General features: G+C 47.3%; 12 protein-coding genes. 6 read left to right on the plus strand and 6 right to left on the minus strand.

All coding sequences use genetic code 11. The features are described from left to right. Nucleotides 1–190: 190 nt before the first annotated feature. Nucleotides 191–2,665, plus strand: a complete 2,475-nt coding sequence (locus PRUB_RS24695) for an alpha/beta hydrolase family protein (protein WP_021032930.1) — start codon at nt 191–193, stop codon at nt 2,663–2,665. Nucleotides 2,666–2,667: 2 nt separating this feature from the next. Here PRUB_RS24695 and PRUB_RS24700 read toward each other — a convergent pair whose 3' ends face one another. Beyond that, nucleotides 2,668–3,516 carry an EamA family transporter gene (locus tag PRUB_RS24700; RefSeq protein WP_010380685.1) on the minus strand — a complete coding sequence of 283 codons (849 nt, stop codon included), beginning with the start codon at nt 3,514–3,516 and terminating at the stop codon, nt 2,668–2,670. 260 nt (nt 3,517–3,776) lie between these two features. Between PRUB_RS24700 and PRUB_RS26535 the strand changes: the two genes are divergently transcribed. Further along, nucleotides 3,777–4,517: a metalloregulator ArsR/SmtB family transcription factor gene (locus tag PRUB_RS26535; RefSeq protein ID WP_010380688.1), complete on the plus strand. Its 741-nt coding sequence runs from the start codon at nt 3,777–3,779 to the stop codon at nt 4,515–4,517. On the opposite strand, the gene PRUB_RS24710 is transcribed toward PRUB_RS26535, so the two are convergent. The 4 genes from PRUB_RS24710 to PRUB_RS24725 form a co-directional block, all read right to left on the minus strand. Beyond that, nucleotides 4,514–5,299, minus strand: a complete 786-nt coding sequence (locus PRUB_RS24710) for a class I SAM-dependent methyltransferase (RefSeq protein ID WP_010380690.1) — start codon at nt 5,297–5,299, stop codon at nt 4,514–4,516. The two genes, PRUB_RS26535 and PRUB_RS24710, sit on opposite strands and share 4 nt — an antisense overlap. A gap of 97 nt (nt 5,300–5,396) precedes the next feature. After that, nucleotides 5,397–6,479: a methyl-accepting chemotaxis protein gene (locus PRUB_RS26670; RefSeq protein ID WP_040645652.1), complete on the minus strand. Its 1,083-nt coding sequence runs from the start codon at nt 6,477–6,479 to the stop codon at nt 5,397–5,399. A gap of 170 nt (nt 6,480–6,649) precedes the next feature. Beyond that, on the minus strand, nt 6,650–7,486 hold the full coding sequence (locus PRUB_RS24720) for a GGDEF domain-containing protein (RefSeq protein ID WP_010380694.1): 837 nt from the start codon (nt 7,484–7,486) through the stop codon (nt 6,650–6,652). A gap of 62 nt (nt 7,487–7,548) precedes the next feature. Continuing rightward, nucleotides 7,549–7,971 (minus strand): DUF3429 family protein, encoded by a 423-nt coding sequence (locus PRUB_RS24725; RefSeq protein WP_010380695.1) that lies wholly within the window; start codon nt 7,969–7,971, stop codon nt 7,549–7,551. Nucleotides 7,972–8,191: 220 nt separating this feature from the next. On the opposite strand from PRUB_RS24725, the gene ahpC reads away from it, so the two are divergent. The 4 genes from ahpC to PRUB_RS24745 all read left to right on the plus strand — a co-directional run bounded on the left by ahpC (nt 8,192) and on the right by PRUB_RS24745 (nt 14,618). Beyond that, nucleotides 8,192–8,761 carry an alkyl hydroperoxide reductase subunit C gene (ahpC, locus tag PRUB_RS24730; protein ID WP_010380696.1) on the plus strand — a complete coding sequence of 190 codons (570 nt, stop codon included), beginning with the start codon at nt 8,192–8,194 and terminating at the stop codon, nt 8,759–8,761. Nucleotides 8,762–8,871: 110 nt separating this feature from the next. Then, a complete protein-coding gene (gene ahpF / locus PRUB_RS24735) occupies nt 8,872–10,443 on the plus strand; it encodes an alkyl hydroperoxide reductase subunit F (protein WP_010380698.1) in 1,572 nt (523 codons plus the stop codon). Between the two features lie 295 nt (nt 10,444–10,738). Then, entirely contained in the window at nt 10,739–11,272 is a 534-nt protein-coding gene (locus tag PRUB_RS24740) for a hypothetical protein (protein ID WP_010380699.1), read from the plus strand. 10 nt (nt 11,273–11,282) lie between these two features. After that, on the plus strand, nt 11,283–14,618 hold the full coding sequence (locus PRUB_RS24745; protein ID WP_010380702.1) for a carboxypeptidase-like regulatory domain-containing protein: 3,336 nt from the start codon (nt 11,283–11,285) through the stop codon (nt 14,616–14,618). 420 nt (nt 14,619–15,038) lie between these two features. Here the strand turns inward: PRUB_RS24745 and PRUB_RS24750 are convergent, their stop codons facing one another. Next, nucleotides 15,039–15,230, minus strand: a complete 192-nt coding sequence (locus tag PRUB_RS24750) for a hypothetical protein (protein WP_010380704.1) — start codon at nt 15,228–15,230, stop codon at nt 15,039–15,041. Between the last annotated feature and the right edge of the window lie 73 nt (nt 15,231–15,303).

Genomic DNA, 15,303 nt, shown 5'->3' on the forward strand with positions numbered 1-15,303 from the left:
TGGTAGCTCACGGTATTAAAAAATTCTCATTCAGAACAACTAAGTATCAGATATTTTTGTTGTTTTAGTGACAAAAGTTTTAGTGCTCAGGGTTGAACTGGGAATTGAGTGGATTGCTATTAAACTAGTGCACATTTAGGTAATTTCGTTATATCATGAGAGGTTAAGATAAGAATTCAAGGGTAGAAAAGTGGTGAAAAAAAGCCCGGCTTTGCTGTTTTTTTTAGCTTGTTGTCTGTGGGTTAATACTGCGCTGGCGGCATCTGATGGTTACCAGGTGCCAAGAGAAGAAATGGCGCAACTGGTAGGTGTGCCGCCAATGCCAGAGGTGTTGCTCAATGAACAACATGTCTGGATGGCGCTACTAACCAAGCAAAAAAGCGTGCAACAGCCAGATGAAGCTGGCCTGCGTTACGGCGATTTACACTTTGATCCCACTACCTTTATGCGACTGGGCGTGGTGACCTATTCAGGCCTGAGCTTTAAACATGTTGCGACAGGTGCTGAGGTCAAAGTAGAAAACTTGCCATCTGGTGAAGTATTTGCCCCACGTTGGAGTGCAGATGGTCGCTATCTGGCCTTTATTTTGCGCACCGACCAGGATGGCCGTTTATGGGTCTATGACATTAAGCAGCGAGAATTGCGCGCTGTGTCTCGTTTCCCTCTCAATGGGGTAACCACGGAAGTTCCCTATCATTGGCTGCCAGACAGCTCAGGACTGGTGGTCAATAGTGCCATAAACCATACCGGTAAACGACAACAAGCTACTCTTCAATCTCGACTGAGCGGACCGGTTGTCGCGCAATCACATGGTGCACTCAGTGTCGTGACCGACACCACAAAACACCTCTCTACAGAAGCGTTTGCGCATTATGCTCAGGGGCAGTTAATTAAAGTGCCTTTGCAAGGTCGGCCTGTAGCCATTGGCGGCCCGGCTTATTTCCACCATTTTACACCCTCACCGGATGCGACTAACCTGCTGGTGGCGATGTCTTTACTTGAAGCGCCACAGCAGTCACAACCGTTACAGCGAACGCTGGCGAATCACCCGAGTGTCTGGCAGGTCTGGGGAATGACTGGGTTTGCGTTATATGAACTTTACCGGCCGGCAATGCCCCCCGAATCGCTGAGTGAAGAGCAAAATGTGCTAGCGGCTATTTCAACGCCTCCTGCTGCTCCAATGCGTAGCCATTTCCAGTGGCGTGCAGACAAAGGTGCAACTGTTGTGTGGGCGCAAGAAGGTGATGCTGAGAACGCGTATGGTCTGTACCATATCTCGTCGCCATTTAAGCGCGCTCCTCGATTGTTTATGGCGCTTCAGGAGCCCCTGGTGTCTCTGGACTGGGGTGATGCCAATATTGCCTTACTCACTCAGGCAGAAAGTGAGCGCTTCTGGCGAACTTCTGTGATCAACCCATTGGCACCGCAACGCAATCCTCTGGAGGTGGCCAGATATAAAGTCACTAATGCTCAGTCTGAGCAGTGGCTGATGACACGCAATGATTTGGGTGCCGAGGTTCTTAAAGTCGTGGGCAGCAGATATTTGTTTATCCAGGGAGTAGAAAGGGTACAGGGCGAGGATTTACCTTTCCTCGATCGGTTTGATGCCAGAGCTAATACTCGTACCCGGATTTGGCAATCAGAGGCGCCCTATTTTGAACAGTTTGTTGCTTTGCTGGATGATGAAGGTATGCGCTTCATTACGTTGAGGCAATCGAAGCAGGACCAGCCAAATTACTTTGTTCACGATCGGACATTTAATTCTCAGGAGCAGATCACACATTTCAGACATCCGTACCCTGCGTTACGCGGTTTGTCCCGTGAGGTGCTGAGTTTTGATCGTGGGGATGGCACACAAATGACCGGTACGCTTTATTTGAATGCAAACTATGATCCCAGTCTGGGCCGGATACCTGTCTTGATGTGGGTAAAGTCGCCAGAACAGACAAAAGAGGCATTTAGCTCTCCTCATTATTTTGTGCCTTTGGATCATCTTGGTCCTTTGCCACACCTCTCGCAAGGCTATGCGGTATTTGAGATTGATGGGTTCACTTTACCAGGTGAGCAGGGTAATGCGGTGCAGTTAAGGAAGCAATGGCAGTCTACGGCTCAGGCTGCGGTTGCGGTATTAGCACAACAAGGTATTGCAGATGTTAGTAAAGTAGCCATTGGCGGGCAGGGTGCGGGTGCAACTGTGGTCGTTGATTTGCTGGCCCATACGGATTTATTTGTTACCGGCATGGCGCGCAGTGGTACTTATAATTTTACGTTGGCGCCTTTTACCTATGAACAACAAGCCGGCACTTTATGGCGAGATCCTCAAGCTTATCTGGCCGCGTCGCCCATTGCGTATGCGGATAAAATTACCGCGTCGCTGCTTCTCATTCATGGCTATCAGGACAGGCAGCCCGGGCGTTTTCCAGTGCAAAGTGAGCGCTTGTTCAGCGCATTGAATGATTTGGGTAAACGCGCGCGCCTGGTTCTGTTGCCAGAGACAGATCATGACTACACAAACCGACAGGATGTGTTGCACATGTTGTGGGAGCAGCAAAGCTGGCTGCAACGCCATTTTGATCCCCTGCCAGTGATTGAAGAAATCAACCAGGTGCCGGAGGCGTTGCGATTTGAGCTGACGTCAGAGACCGTCGCACCCTGGCCGATGTAATTCTATTGTTTGGCGGACAAAGAGCTACCTAATGAAGCGGCGATGACCATAAAGATTGCCAGCCATTGCCAGGCAGTCAATAGCTCTCCCAAGATCACTAAGCCGGCTAGCGCTGCGATGGCCGGCTCCATACTCATCATAATGCTAAAGCCCTGAGCCGGCATTTTCTTTAACGCGACCATTTCAAGGCTATAGGGCAGGGCACTTGATAATAATCCAATCGCAATACCAAGAGGGATCAAAGACCAGTCGAGTAATGCCCCTCCCTGTGATATGACACCAATCGGTACAACGGCAAATGCCGCAACACTCATACCGATTGCAACGGTTGCGCCACCACTGCCATGACCGCCACTTTTTTTGCCAAACAGGATGTAACCTGCCCAACATGCACCAGCGGTGAGTGCAAGCAATACGCCGATCGGGTCCAGGCCATCTACTTCGCCCATCTGCGGTAGCAATAGCAATATACCTGCAAGTGCCAGCGCTACCCAGAAGTAATCTCGTTTACGACGCGATGAGAATAATGCCACCGCAAGAGGTCCGGTAAATTCCAGCGCCACCCCAATGCCAAGCGGGATACGCTCTATTGCATAATAAAATGTCAGATTCATAATACCCAGACTCAGTCCGTATAAAATCACTGGACGCCAGTTTTTGGGTAAATGCCGCCAGGGTCGAAAGACCAGACATAATATCAGTGCCGAAAATCCCAGACGATAAGCCGTCGTGCCCTCTGGCCCAACATGAGGAAATAGCTGTTTGGCAATTGAAGCACCAGACTGAATGGTAATCATAGCCAGTAACAAGCACGCGATGGCATACAGAAAGCTTTTGTTTAAAACATGCATCGAGAAATCTCGCTATAAATTAAGGCCGCCAGTCTACTTATCAAAATGGTACTGCTCAATAGTTTTGTATACATTATTCCGTAATTTCCGATATTGAATAAATTGAGGTGACTTTAATTTAAAAATCATTACCAAATTGTATTTTTTTCTTATAAATGGTGTATTCGTTTTACTTTAAGAGCCTTGTATTTTTGTGTCCGGATATTAACTGTCCCTCACTTTCATTATATAATCATATTCGTATATAGGAGAGCCGTGCAGTGAAAAGTATTTATGTGAAAGGTGAAAATCCAGACCTGATTTGGTTAGTTGGTGCTTTATTAAAACATCACAATCCAGATGTCTTGCTGGGCAATACGGTGACTACGCAACAGCTCAGTTTTGGGGCAAAAGAAGCGCTATCCGAGTTTGGTCTGAGCAGAAATCTGAGCTTCAGCCATAACGATGTTAATGAGGAAGAGTGCGATATTATACTTCACCTTACTCATGGGAGAAGCTCTGAACAGGAAGGGAAACAGAGACAGCAAACATTGTTCTGGCAACTTGATTTAGAGGACGCTGATACGTCTTTTAATCCGTATCGTAAAGCTTTGTACGAGTTAAATTGCAAAGTGCGTGATCTGTTGGCTGAGCCGCAACACATTGAGCCAATTACCCCAATGGCTTTTTATAAAGCGATGAGTGACGAGTTAAGGCTGAAAACGCTACTGTTGATTTTACAGGAGCAGGAGCTATGTGTATGTGAGTTGATGGTGGCACTGGATGAGCCCAGTCAGCCTAAGGTGTCCAGGCACCTGGCACAACTCAGAAAAGCGGGTATTCTGACTATACGAAAGCAAAGTCAGTGGGTGTACTATGCATTGAATACAGAGTTACCTGGCTGGATGCAGCAAGTTTTACAGCGTACTTTGCTTGGTGAGCCCGCTATTATTGAGCAGGAACTGGCCAGGCTAGATCTAATGGGAGACAGGCCTGCGCGTCAACAAAGTTGTTGTGCCTAGCCCGTTTTGAGGTAGGTGAGCCAATCATTTTCATGCCTGAGCATCATAGCATGCTTTTTTGACCCCAAATGTGCGAGTTTATCTTGCTCGCTCAGAAAGGGTCCTGCACGGCACATAGCACAATGATTTTGTGTTAAATAGGGCGGCAGATAAAGCGATTCACGCAAAGCTGTGTGAGGTTTTGCTGACCAGTAATAAGTGATACCGCTGGTATCTTTAACATGTTTATCTCTGTCGACATTGCGGATCCGATAGCCCTCGAATGCATTTATATTGAACTCACTCTGGCCCAGATAATGATAGTCCAGCCCGTTACATAGCGAGTCCTCCAGATTCCATTCGCAATAAGGTTTGACATCTTTCGAGGTGATCAGGGTGAGCATTGGGCCCGCAGGGTCAAGTGCAAAGCGGTGGCTGAAATCGATAAAGTTACGTAACAAACGTCGATTCAGTGTGTTTGTCGATAGTGGTTGAGCATCAAATGCCTGTTTGCTGGTAAATGCAGGGATCAAAGGAAACTGGAAAATCACTGCGTCAAACTGCTTTCCTTGTAAGGCTTCCCAGCAGCTTGGATTATTGACGTCAAATTCGCTCAGCACAGTCACATTTGAATCGCGTAAATGGTCCAAAGCATGAAGCTGGTATTTGCTTCTCAGGGTGGCTTCATCGTCATAGATACTGGCACATAAATGACCGGGTTTTAACTGTCTGCTCAGTGATAAGGAAAAGCTTAGATCACCATCGCCAACGGTCAAAATGCGCCAATTTGCATCTATTAACATAACATTACTACCCAGGAAAATAACAAAGGCGCGATGATAACAGATGCACAGTGGGGGATAAACCAGGCGACTCAGATCTGAGCCACCCGGGATAAAACTAGTGTGTTACTTCATCCAGCAATCTGAGCACATCACGGCTGGCCTGTTCCATGCGATTAAGCTCGCCGATGGCTTTTTGCTTTTCACCGGCAACAAACAGAGTCATTGCTTCGACACCGGCACGATGGACCTCCCTATGCGGGCCGTCAATACGATTGAGTAATCCCGATTTATTCATTACTTTGCCCGCTTCACCGCTGAGCCACTTGCCCAGACGGCAGCTTGTGTGGTCGGCAAACTCGGTGATTTGTTTGTTACTATTGCCTGCAATGACGCCGTATACTTCACCCTTCCATACAACATGATCGAGCTTTGCTGTTTGTACAAAAGTTTGCAGCGATGCTGAGACAATGGTCTGCTTCATAGAGCCGCAGCAACTTACAATATTACCGTATTCATCGTTGAGGTGGGCAATACTTGAGGATAGGTCGTTGTTAGAGTTTTGGATGACATTCACCCCATCGACTGTAAGCTGGGTTGTATCTATGATCTTTTTAACCAGATCTGATACTTCGTTCGCCGACTCGTTGGTGTTGTTTGCCAGTGCCCGAACTTCATCGGCAACCACACTAAAGCCACGACCAGCTTCGCCGGCACGGGCTGCCTCGATAGCGGCATTGAGTGCCAGAAGGTTGGTCTGATCAGAGATTTTTGAAATCGTGGTGACAAAAGTATTGATGTTATCTGCCATATGCGACAGGCCAGAAATATTGTCGGTCATGCTGGCCATATTGGTCGACAGACTGGACATGCCTGAGAGGATCTTTTCCAATGATGACTCTGAGGTTTCAAACGAGGCACTGACCTGAGAAATTGAGCTGCTTTCTTCCTCTATCTGATGCAGGCTGCGCAGCACGGCGTCACGTACTTCGTGGATCTGACCAAGTCCGGAAAGTGCACATTGCAAAAGCTGATTGTCCGTATTGTCGTTTAGTTGCTGTTGTGCTTCAACAAGCTCATTTTGCATTGCTTGTTTTTCTGCCTCCAGTTGCTCATATGCCTGTCGTTGTGCGGCCAATTCTGCTTTCAACTGTTGGATTTCCGATTGTTGACTGGTATTGGCAAAAAGATTCTTTAACACTGAGGTTCCCTCGACTATCAAAACTGCCAGCAGCATAACAGTCAAGCCACTAAAGTGCTAGATTTATGTAAATAAACAATGAGCTACATAAAAAATAAGTAAAAAGAGCGGGGTTTGACCGTGGCTAAAACACCGAAAAATACATAGTAAATACTCAGTACTTGTCGGTGTTATCTGACGGAGGCGCGGATACTTTTATTGGCTTTGTTCTCATACATACCGATATCAGCCTTGTGGAGTAATACATCCGGGTCTTCAGCTGGGTCGGCCGCAGTTCTGCCTATGCTTACCCCAACACCATATTCAAAGACCTCTTCTAACAACTGTGCCCGCAGGGCATCTTCTTTTAATACTGTTTCACTGGTAAAGGCCACGAACTCATCGCCACCTATCCGAAAGCAGGCATCAGCCGTGAATTCGCGCGTCATCGCTTCAGCCACTTTTTTTAGTATCTTATCGCCAATATTGTGACCATATTTATCATTGGCTTGCTTAAAGTTATCCAGATCGAAGTAATACAGGTAAGCACTGGAGGTACACAAACGTTCAAATTGTTCAAAGCAGGCGCGTCGATTTCCCAGCCCTGTCAATTCGTCGTGTGTTGCATCAAATTTTAACTTTTGTTCCAGTTTTTGGCGCTCTTCGATTTCGTGGTTGAGTGCACTGATGGTTTCGCGTTTTTGCTTAATAATGGTATGCATGCCGTAGCACACCAACATAAAGCCCAGATGCTTTAACGACGTGTCAAAGGTGTTGACGGGAATGAGCTCAATGGTCATCAGATCATCAAGGAGATCCAGTAACAGGCCAATACAGTAGATCCCCCAGGCGTATAACAGCAGCTTATGTTGCAGGTGAGGCAGGCTGAACACCAGCACAGTTAATGAAATGGCAAACCATATCAGCTCTTCTACCGTTGCCCCAAAAGAAGCATGGTTGCCGTAGAGTAAGATAATGACACAAGCTGTTGCAAGCCAGATCAGAGCCAGTAGTAATTTTTGACGCATACGCAACCCTCCGTATCCCCTTTAGTTATAGCAGGTTTTAATCGGGCTGTGGCGATGTGAGTTCACCCGGCAAGTTCGACTGCCTGTGCGACCATGAATAAATGGCTGACAAAGACAACGGAAGTCAGCGTGAAGCGCATTTTTTGATAATCCTGATGCGTCTCCTGCCAGGCCGGGGCGCTGCGTTCAAAAATTAACACCAGCCAATAAGCCACTGACAGGTAGCTTAGCATCACGACTTGAGAAGCGACGGCGAGCAAGGGGAAAGGGACGATCACCAGAATGGCGATTACGGCACGCTGTTGCGATTGCTCACCCGGGCGCCATAGGCTGCCAGCCAGAAAGGCCAAAACGCCCAGGCTATAGTAGCTAAACGCGTCGATAACGGCCGTTGAGCTGCCAACCATTAATGTGAGTGCCACACAGAGTAAGAAAGGAATAAAGCCAATGTAGGCCAGCATAATGTGGTTAAAGTATGAGTGCATCCAAGTCTCTTAAAAGTTTGTTCTGACTAATGTTTTAATTATATCTGATATACGCATAAACTTTGCCAAAGTTTCATCAATTTTTTGGATTACTGTAATCCGAACAATCCATTTTAATAATATTTAAATCCCCTCTATCTTAGTAATCACACAGAGACAACATGGCTGATACAGCATCAGGCCTGTGACCCTTTAACCTAAAAACTGAGAGAGAAAAAACATGACTACCTCTTTGATTAACACCCAGATCCAACCTTTTAACGCGACCGCTTTTCACCATGGTGAGTTTGTTGATGTGAGTGAAAAAGACCTGCTTGGCAAATGGTCAATTGTCTTTTTCTACCCGGCCGATTTCACCTTTGTATGTCCTACCGAGCTGGGCGATTTGGCTGACCATTATGCACAGTTACAAGAGATGGGCGTTGAGGTTTATTCCGTGTCTACAGATACACACTTTACGCACAAAGCCTGGCATGACGCGTCAGAGACCATCAAGAAAATCCAATTCCCAATGATAGGCGACCCGACAGGCAAAATTACCCGCAACTTCGGTGTGATGATCGAAGAAGAGGGTCTGGCGTTACGCGGTACTTTCGTCATTAACCCGGAAGGCGAAATCAAGGTGGTTGAAACCCATGATCTGGGTATTGGCCGCAGTGCCAAAGAGCTGGTTCGTAAAGTTCAGGCGGCTCAGTACATTGCCTCACATGACGGTGAAGTTTGTCCGGCTTCATGGCAGCCAGGTGAAGAGACACTTGCTCCGTCATTAGACCTGGTTGGTAAATTATAATCAGTCACGGTGTTCGGGCCGAGTTGGCCCGACTCTGTTAACCCGCAGCAAACTCACCCCTGGTGGTCGAAGAAAACGGTCTATTAGCGTAAATTTCGAGGATGTACAGAATGTTAGACAAGCAAATTAAAAGTCAGCTGCAAACCCATTTTGCTGCACTGACCGACCCAATTGAGCTGATTTTAGCGCTGGATGACAGTGACAAGTCAGCAGAGGTGGCGTCACTGGCACAGGAGTTAGCCTCGCTGAGTGACCTGATCACACTGGATCAGGCGCAAAGTAGTGAGCGCACACCCAGTATGACCATATACTCGCCGAAGCGGGACACTCGGATCGAGTTTGCTGGGGTACCCATGGGGCACGAATTTACCAGCCTGGTGCTGGCGCTGCTGCACAGCGGTGGCCACAAGGCAAAAGTGTCTGAACAGGAACTGGCGGTGATCCAGTCACTGCAAGATGAACTGCATTTTGAAATTTATATATCTTTAAGTTGCCAGACTTGTCCGCAAGTTGTGCAGGCGCTTAATCTGATGGCCGCGCACAACCCTAAGATTAAAGCGACTATGATTGACGGCGCACTGTTTCCTGACGAAGTTGCCCAGCGCAACGTGCTGGCGGTACCCAGTGTATTTTTAAATGGTGAGCTGTTTAGTCAGGGCGCCATCACATTGAGTGATGTACTTGCTAAGCTAGATAGCACGCTGAGTGAACAACAAGCCCAGGCGCTTGACCAAAAGTCGATATTCGACGTCTTGGTTGTTGGCGGCGGACCGGCAGGTGCTGCGGCAGCCATTTATTCGGCCCGTAAAGGTCTCAATACAGGTGTTGTGGCAGAGCGTTTTGGCGGTCAGGTCGCAGATACTATGAGTATTGAGAATTTTATTTCTGTGTCAGCCACGCAGGGACCCAAACTGGTTGCTCAGCTTGAAGAGCATGTGAACGATTATCAGGTAGACGTGATGAAAAACCAGCGTGCCAGTGGCTTGTCTGTGGGCAATAACCTTGAACTGACGCTGGAAAATGGTGCGACACTAAAGGCCAAATCTTTGGTGATAGCGACCGGTGCACGCTGGCGCACAATGAATGTTCCTGGCGAACAGGAGTATAAAGGGCGTGGTGTTGCATATTGCCCACATTGCGACGGGCCCTTGTTCAAAGGTAAATCTGTTGCGGTCATTGGTGGTGGCAACTCAGGTATCGAAGCGGCCATTGACCTGGCTAATCTGGTAGAGCATGTCACTGTGCTGGAGTTTGCTGATACGTTGAAAGCCGATGAAGTGTTAATTAAAAAGGCATACAGCCTGAGCAATGTGACCATTATTACGAATGCCCAGACGATCGAAGTGCGAGGGGATGGGCAGAAAGTCACCGGGCTGACCTATATTGACAGACAAAGTAACCAGCAACATCAGCTTGAACTTGCCGGGATATTTGTACAAATAGGTTTGATCCCCAATACTGAATGGCTTGAAGGCAGCGGTATGGCATTGACCCCATTTGGCGAAATTGCCATTGATGCAAAGGGAGCGACCAGTATGCCCGGTGTATTTGCCGCAGGTGATGTAACCACTGAGCCCTTTAAGCAAATTATTATTGCGATGGGCGGCGGGGCAACGGCCAGTCTGAGTGCATTTGATTATTTGATCAGACATCAGTCTGATTTGGCTGAAGAGGCGGCCTGAAGGGCGCAAAGGTAACCCAAATTACACCCAAGCCTGTACTCATCTGAGTACAGTTAAGCCACAACCGGATTTGCACTGGTTGTGGCTTTTTTGTCTCTGAGCTTTACAACCTTGAGGTTCGACTATACTTGCGGATGTACTTCTATGTGCTGACGATAGGTCACTTTGATTATTGGGCTTGCGCAGGTCGGACAGTATGCAGTAAAAGTGAGCACAGCACCTGAAGAACATGGTGATATAGCAAGGTATCAGTACAGTGCTATATCAGTCTGCATACGTATACAAGGCTGCAACAATGAAAACCTCAATCGCGTCTGGTGCCCCGCGAAATACCTTAGGTCTGGTTTTTTGCTCGTCACTGTTACTTGCGCTGGCTGGATGTGGGGTTGACTCCCCCAGTTCAAGTACGACTAACACTCCACCGACTCAATCAGATCCGCCACAGTCTGATCCACCTCAATCCGATGCGCCGACAACAAAAGGCTACAAGGTAGAACTGAGTACAACTCAGTCGATATCGGCTTATGAATTAAAACTCGACTTTAGCGTTGCGCCCAATGAAGGGTCAATGTCAATGAGTAACAGTTTTATTGTGTCTGACGGCACTTTGGTTGCCCTGGGCCCTGTATCGGCACAGGAAGGCAAATCTCTGCATTTTGGTGCACTTACTTATGGCAATAGTAGTGGTTTTACAGGTTCTGCTGAAGTGTTGACATTCGAAGTCAGTGTCGACTCAGGTACGACGCCTGAAGTGTCCAGCAGTAAAACACTTTGCATGAATCGACTGGCGCAACAAGTAAGTTGCAGCATTTCGGTCAGTGAACAGTGAGGGCGTTACAATGAAATATTTTTATATTATAGCGCTACTGAGTTTACTGAGTGCACCCGCTTTGGCCACTGAAGGGTCGACAGCAGGGGAAAACTATGACAAATCACTGGCTCGCCCAGTACCTGTTGAACAAGCTGCGGCTGTTGGCATGACACCGATTACTTTCAGTGAATTTCCCAACGGTACAGCGATTACCAATCAGTATGCTGATCGGGGCATTATATTTGGTGGTGATGCGCCGTTCATTACATCAGACAGTGCTAATCCGACAACGCCTGTGTTAACGGGCTCACCGAGGTTCAACGGGGCCATTGAAGGGCGTTTTGTTGACCCACAAACCGGCGAGCCGACAACCGTAAACAGTTTTTCTTTGGACGCCGGTTACTTTGATAACTTAAGCTCGACCCGGTTACAGTGGTTTAACCCGGAAGGTGATTTGATCCGAGAAGTGTTGGACTCACAGTTTGGGATAGAGCACTTTTCTATTCGGGACGAAAACATAGCCTCATTCCGGATAGAGATCATTGCCCAGGAAGACGCCGGTTATGCAATTGATAATGTGGCATTTAATCTTATGGATGCCGCGTTTGACCATACCTTTAATCTGGATAAGGTGATTTTGTCACCGGGCTCTCTTAGCGCAAACCAATTCTCTGTGTATTTTAAAAACCTGGAAGCACTTAACGGCGCGGCGCTCGCAGATGTGTGTAACTATCAGTTTCATGCTGAAGATAGCAGTTTGAAAGTCACGGCGCAAAACTGTGATGTCAGCACGGATAAAAAGACATTCCGAATTGATTTTTCCCTGACCCAGGCGCCTTATAACCTTAGCGGCGCTCAGGTTTCGGTGTGTAAAGAGGAAGAATGTGAAGTTATTGATGATGTCAATAATTTGAATGTGTACACCACGGCATTTAACGTGTCGACAGATGGCTTTTCTTTTCAAAATGGCGACTGGAACCGTTTTATGCTCACCGAAGTAAAAGACGTTTCTTTGTCTTCGTTCTTGTGCTGGAAGTTTGACCGTTGTACACCCGACCAGTTGTCTTATCTGGGCTTTATGCGCAAAGTCGCGAGGTCTTTTGCACAATTCCTGGCACCGGCAAATAAACGCAAGGCGTATGATGTGATTGGTTATTACCGGCTGGAAGATTATACCCAGGGGCTGAACAGGCTTGATCGGCGGTTTCTTGGTGTATGCCATGGTATGGCGGCGTCAGCGATTGCTAATTACAACAATGCCAGCGAAGGGGTTGCCTGGGGAGCCAATATTGATGCGACATTAACGCGTGCTCAGCTAACATCAACCTTCCAGAGCCACTGGGACAACCGCAATAGTGAGTCGCCCAAGCCCTATGTTAAGGCTGTGGGCAGTTACGATGTGAAATCGGATGCTGCGGATGCTTTTCATGGCTTGTCTAAAATCGGTTATTACTTTTTGTCGCAGTCTGCGTTTAAAGGCAGTGCCTGGATAGGTTCTCACCCGCGGACCATATTTCCGGGGATATCTGCGATGAATGCGTTTTATTCGCCGCATTTTATGGAAAACAAAATTGCCAGTCTGCGCTTTAGCATTAACCGTCCGAAAAGACGGGGCGGACATTCTATTCTGGCCGCCGGCTTGATCCAGTATAACGATGTGTCTTTGTACATTACCCATGATAATAATTTCCCTGGTGAATATACCATGATGGAATTTACCAATGGGCTGACATTGAAGCATTTCATATTCTTAGGTGCGCCACAAAGCGACAGTGAAAAGTATGATCAACATGGTGATTTTAAACTGACAAATTACTATAGCGCGTCGAGCTATGCGCAATTTGGTGCTTATACCGATGTCACTGATCAGCTGCGTATTTATGGCCAACCGGGTGCCAGTGAACGTGCCAATGATGTTCAGAATGCAGAAGATGAGACACCTGTCAGTGTGGTTGAGCTGGAACATCCGCAGCATATTACGGTGTTAATCGCAGGGGGACGGCTCGTTGGTGTCAATAAAGTGAGTGACCAAAGTGCTGTGGTATTGCAGCCCATCCTGGACGAGCCTGACACGATGCAAGCCTATCTGAAAAACGCTGAGCTGGTTACCGAGTTTATTTTGCCCTTAACGGATACTTACTCAATTCAGGTAGAGAAATACCCCCAGTATCCCGAAGTTGAAGTGTATGTCACCATTCCACAAACCAATGGCAAGGTACTGGTACTTAACTATGAAGATGTACTGACTCAGAGTGACGAGGACAGTGCCACTGTACAGCTGACCGTTGGTCAGGAAAATGAGAATGCCAATATTAGTATTAACGGCGTAGCTCAGGCACCGACGTATGCTGAGGAAAGTAGCTTTGTAGTGGCGCAGGTTTCTGCACTCAAAGCCATAGTGAATGGACGCGTTGTTTCGCTGAGTTGGCAAAACCCGCAAGGCAGTAACCTGAAGGAAGTGGTGGTGACCAGGACGGTGAACAGTTTACCGACATCTATAGATGATGGCGTCAGGATCTTTACCGGTTTAGAGTCGGAGTTTGTTGACAGTGCATCTGACAATACACGCTATTACTACAATGTCTATTCGGTTGCTGATGATTCAACTTCTGAGCCCAATAGTATCTATGTTGATACGCACCAGGCAACCTTGCACGGTAAGGTTGCAGACGCCAGTGAAATGGGGATCGCCAGTGTTGAAGTGGTGTTGACCAATGGCGTTGGCCTGAGTCAGGTCGAAATTGCGCGTCAGCTAACGGATGCCAATGGCGTATTTAGCTTTGCAAATTTGGCGAAAGGTTTGTATAAGCTCAGTTATAGTCACGCTTCTTACCGTTTTGACGTGTCAGACGATGCAGTTAATCTGACCGAGGCGAGTCAACAGGTGAGTCAGCTTGGTGTGGCGGTTCCGGTTCTGTTAATCAATGTGGAGAATGCCATCGGCTCTGAGCAGCAGGTTAGTATTAACTGGTCGGGATTACATATCGCTGATTCAGATACCGTCGATATTGTTTATCAGGTGGGAGATGAGACGACAGAGATTGCCACTGGCGTTGCGTTCTCTCAGGGTCGCTACTTGTGGGATGTATCTGCACCGGGCGATACATCGGTATCAGTGCAAATTATGCTGAGTGAGGACAAAACCGTGATCAGTGAACAACAGGTTTTTGTTCTAAAAGAAGTCAGCCCATTTGACTTTAGCGGCGACAGTGTTTTATCCGCGGATGATGTGACGACGATTGTAACCGGGTGGTCTGCTACGACAGGTGATACGCAATTTGATCCGCGCTTTGACCTAAACGAAGATGGAGAGATTGATCTCAAAGATATTATGCAGGTAGTTGCTGCGCTTAATCAGGAGTAATCCATGGAATAATCCGTGGAGTAATCCGTGGAGTAATCCGTGGAGTAATCCGTGGAGTAATCCGTGGAGTAACCAAAGTTTGCTCAGGCCGAGCGTGTTGCCTGGCTTGAGCAAACGCCTCGCATGTGTTGCTTGTCTGTGTCGTGCCTGCATCTAATACCAATTTCACTTAATACCTGGTCTATTTGAAGAAGCAAATATGACGCTAACGGCGTTAAAAATTTCTCATTTAGAACAACTAAATAGCAAAATTTTTGCCTCGCCTACATGGACGTAGGTGCCTCAGCGATAGCAGGACGCGAGAGCGGTGTTATCGACGATATTTTCTCGCCTCAAAATAGAACACTTAATTAAGCAAATTGGTATAAATTGAGATTGCGAGGCGGGTTTCACAGTTTACAACACATCTAGACTCATCAATTAACCCCAGATAATACAATCCGGTCGATTGTCTTTAAATGTCCAGCAAGCATTTATTGAATTGCAAAAGTTAGTATTCGGGCAGTTGGGCAAGCCTGTTGCAGCACCGCCAATTTGAGGGGTTTGCTGAGGGGACAGCTGGCTGTTTTGGGACAGTGACTTGATTTTTTTCTTGTTCAAATTGAGTTTCATGCTCATTTCCTTTGTAGTGAGAAAAGCCCAATACCGGGCTCCGTTATGTTGGCCTCCTGCGCACTTCGAAGCG

Source organism: Pseudoalteromonas rubra (assembly GCF_000238295.3).
Classification (GTDB): Bacteria; Pseudomonadota; Gammaproteobacteria; order Enterobacterales; family Alteromonadaceae; genus Pseudoalteromonas; species Pseudoalteromonas rubra.

Coding starts and splice junctions, on each gene's coding strand:
- PRUB_RS24700 (WP_010380685.1), bottom strand. CDS start 3,516: ATGCATGTTTTAAACAAAAGCTTTCTGTATGCCATCGCGTGCTTGTTA.
- PRUB_RS24710 (WP_010380690.1), bottom strand. CDS start 5,299: ATGTTAATAGATGCAAATTGGCGCATTTTGACCGTTGGCGATGGTGAT.
- PRUB_RS24720 (WP_010380694.1), bottom strand. CDS start 7,486: ATGCGTCAAAAATTACTACTGGCTCTGATCTGGCTTGCAACAGCTTGT.
- PRUB_RS24725 (WP_010380695.1), bottom strand. CDS start 7,971: ATGCACTCATACTTTAACCACATTATGCTGGCCTACATTGGCTTTATT.
- ahpC (WP_010380696.1), top strand. CDS start 8,192: ATGACTACCTCTTTGATTAACACCCAGATCCAACCTTTTAACGCGACC.
- ahpF (WP_010380698.1), top strand. CDS start 8,872: ATGTTAGACAAGCAAATTAAAAGTCAGCTGCAAACCCATTTTGCTGCA.
- PRUB_RS24740 (WP_010380699.1), top strand. CDS start 10,739: ATGAAAACCTCAATCGCGTCTGGTGCCCCGCGAAATACCTTAGGTCTG.
- PRUB_RS24745 (WP_010380702.1), top strand. CDS start 11,283: ATGAAATATTTTTATATTATAGCGCTACTGAGTTTACTGAGTGCACCC.
- PRUB_RS24750 (WP_010380704.1), bottom strand. CDS start 15,230: ATGAAACTCAATTTGAACAAGAAAAAAATCAAGTCACTGTCCCAAAAC.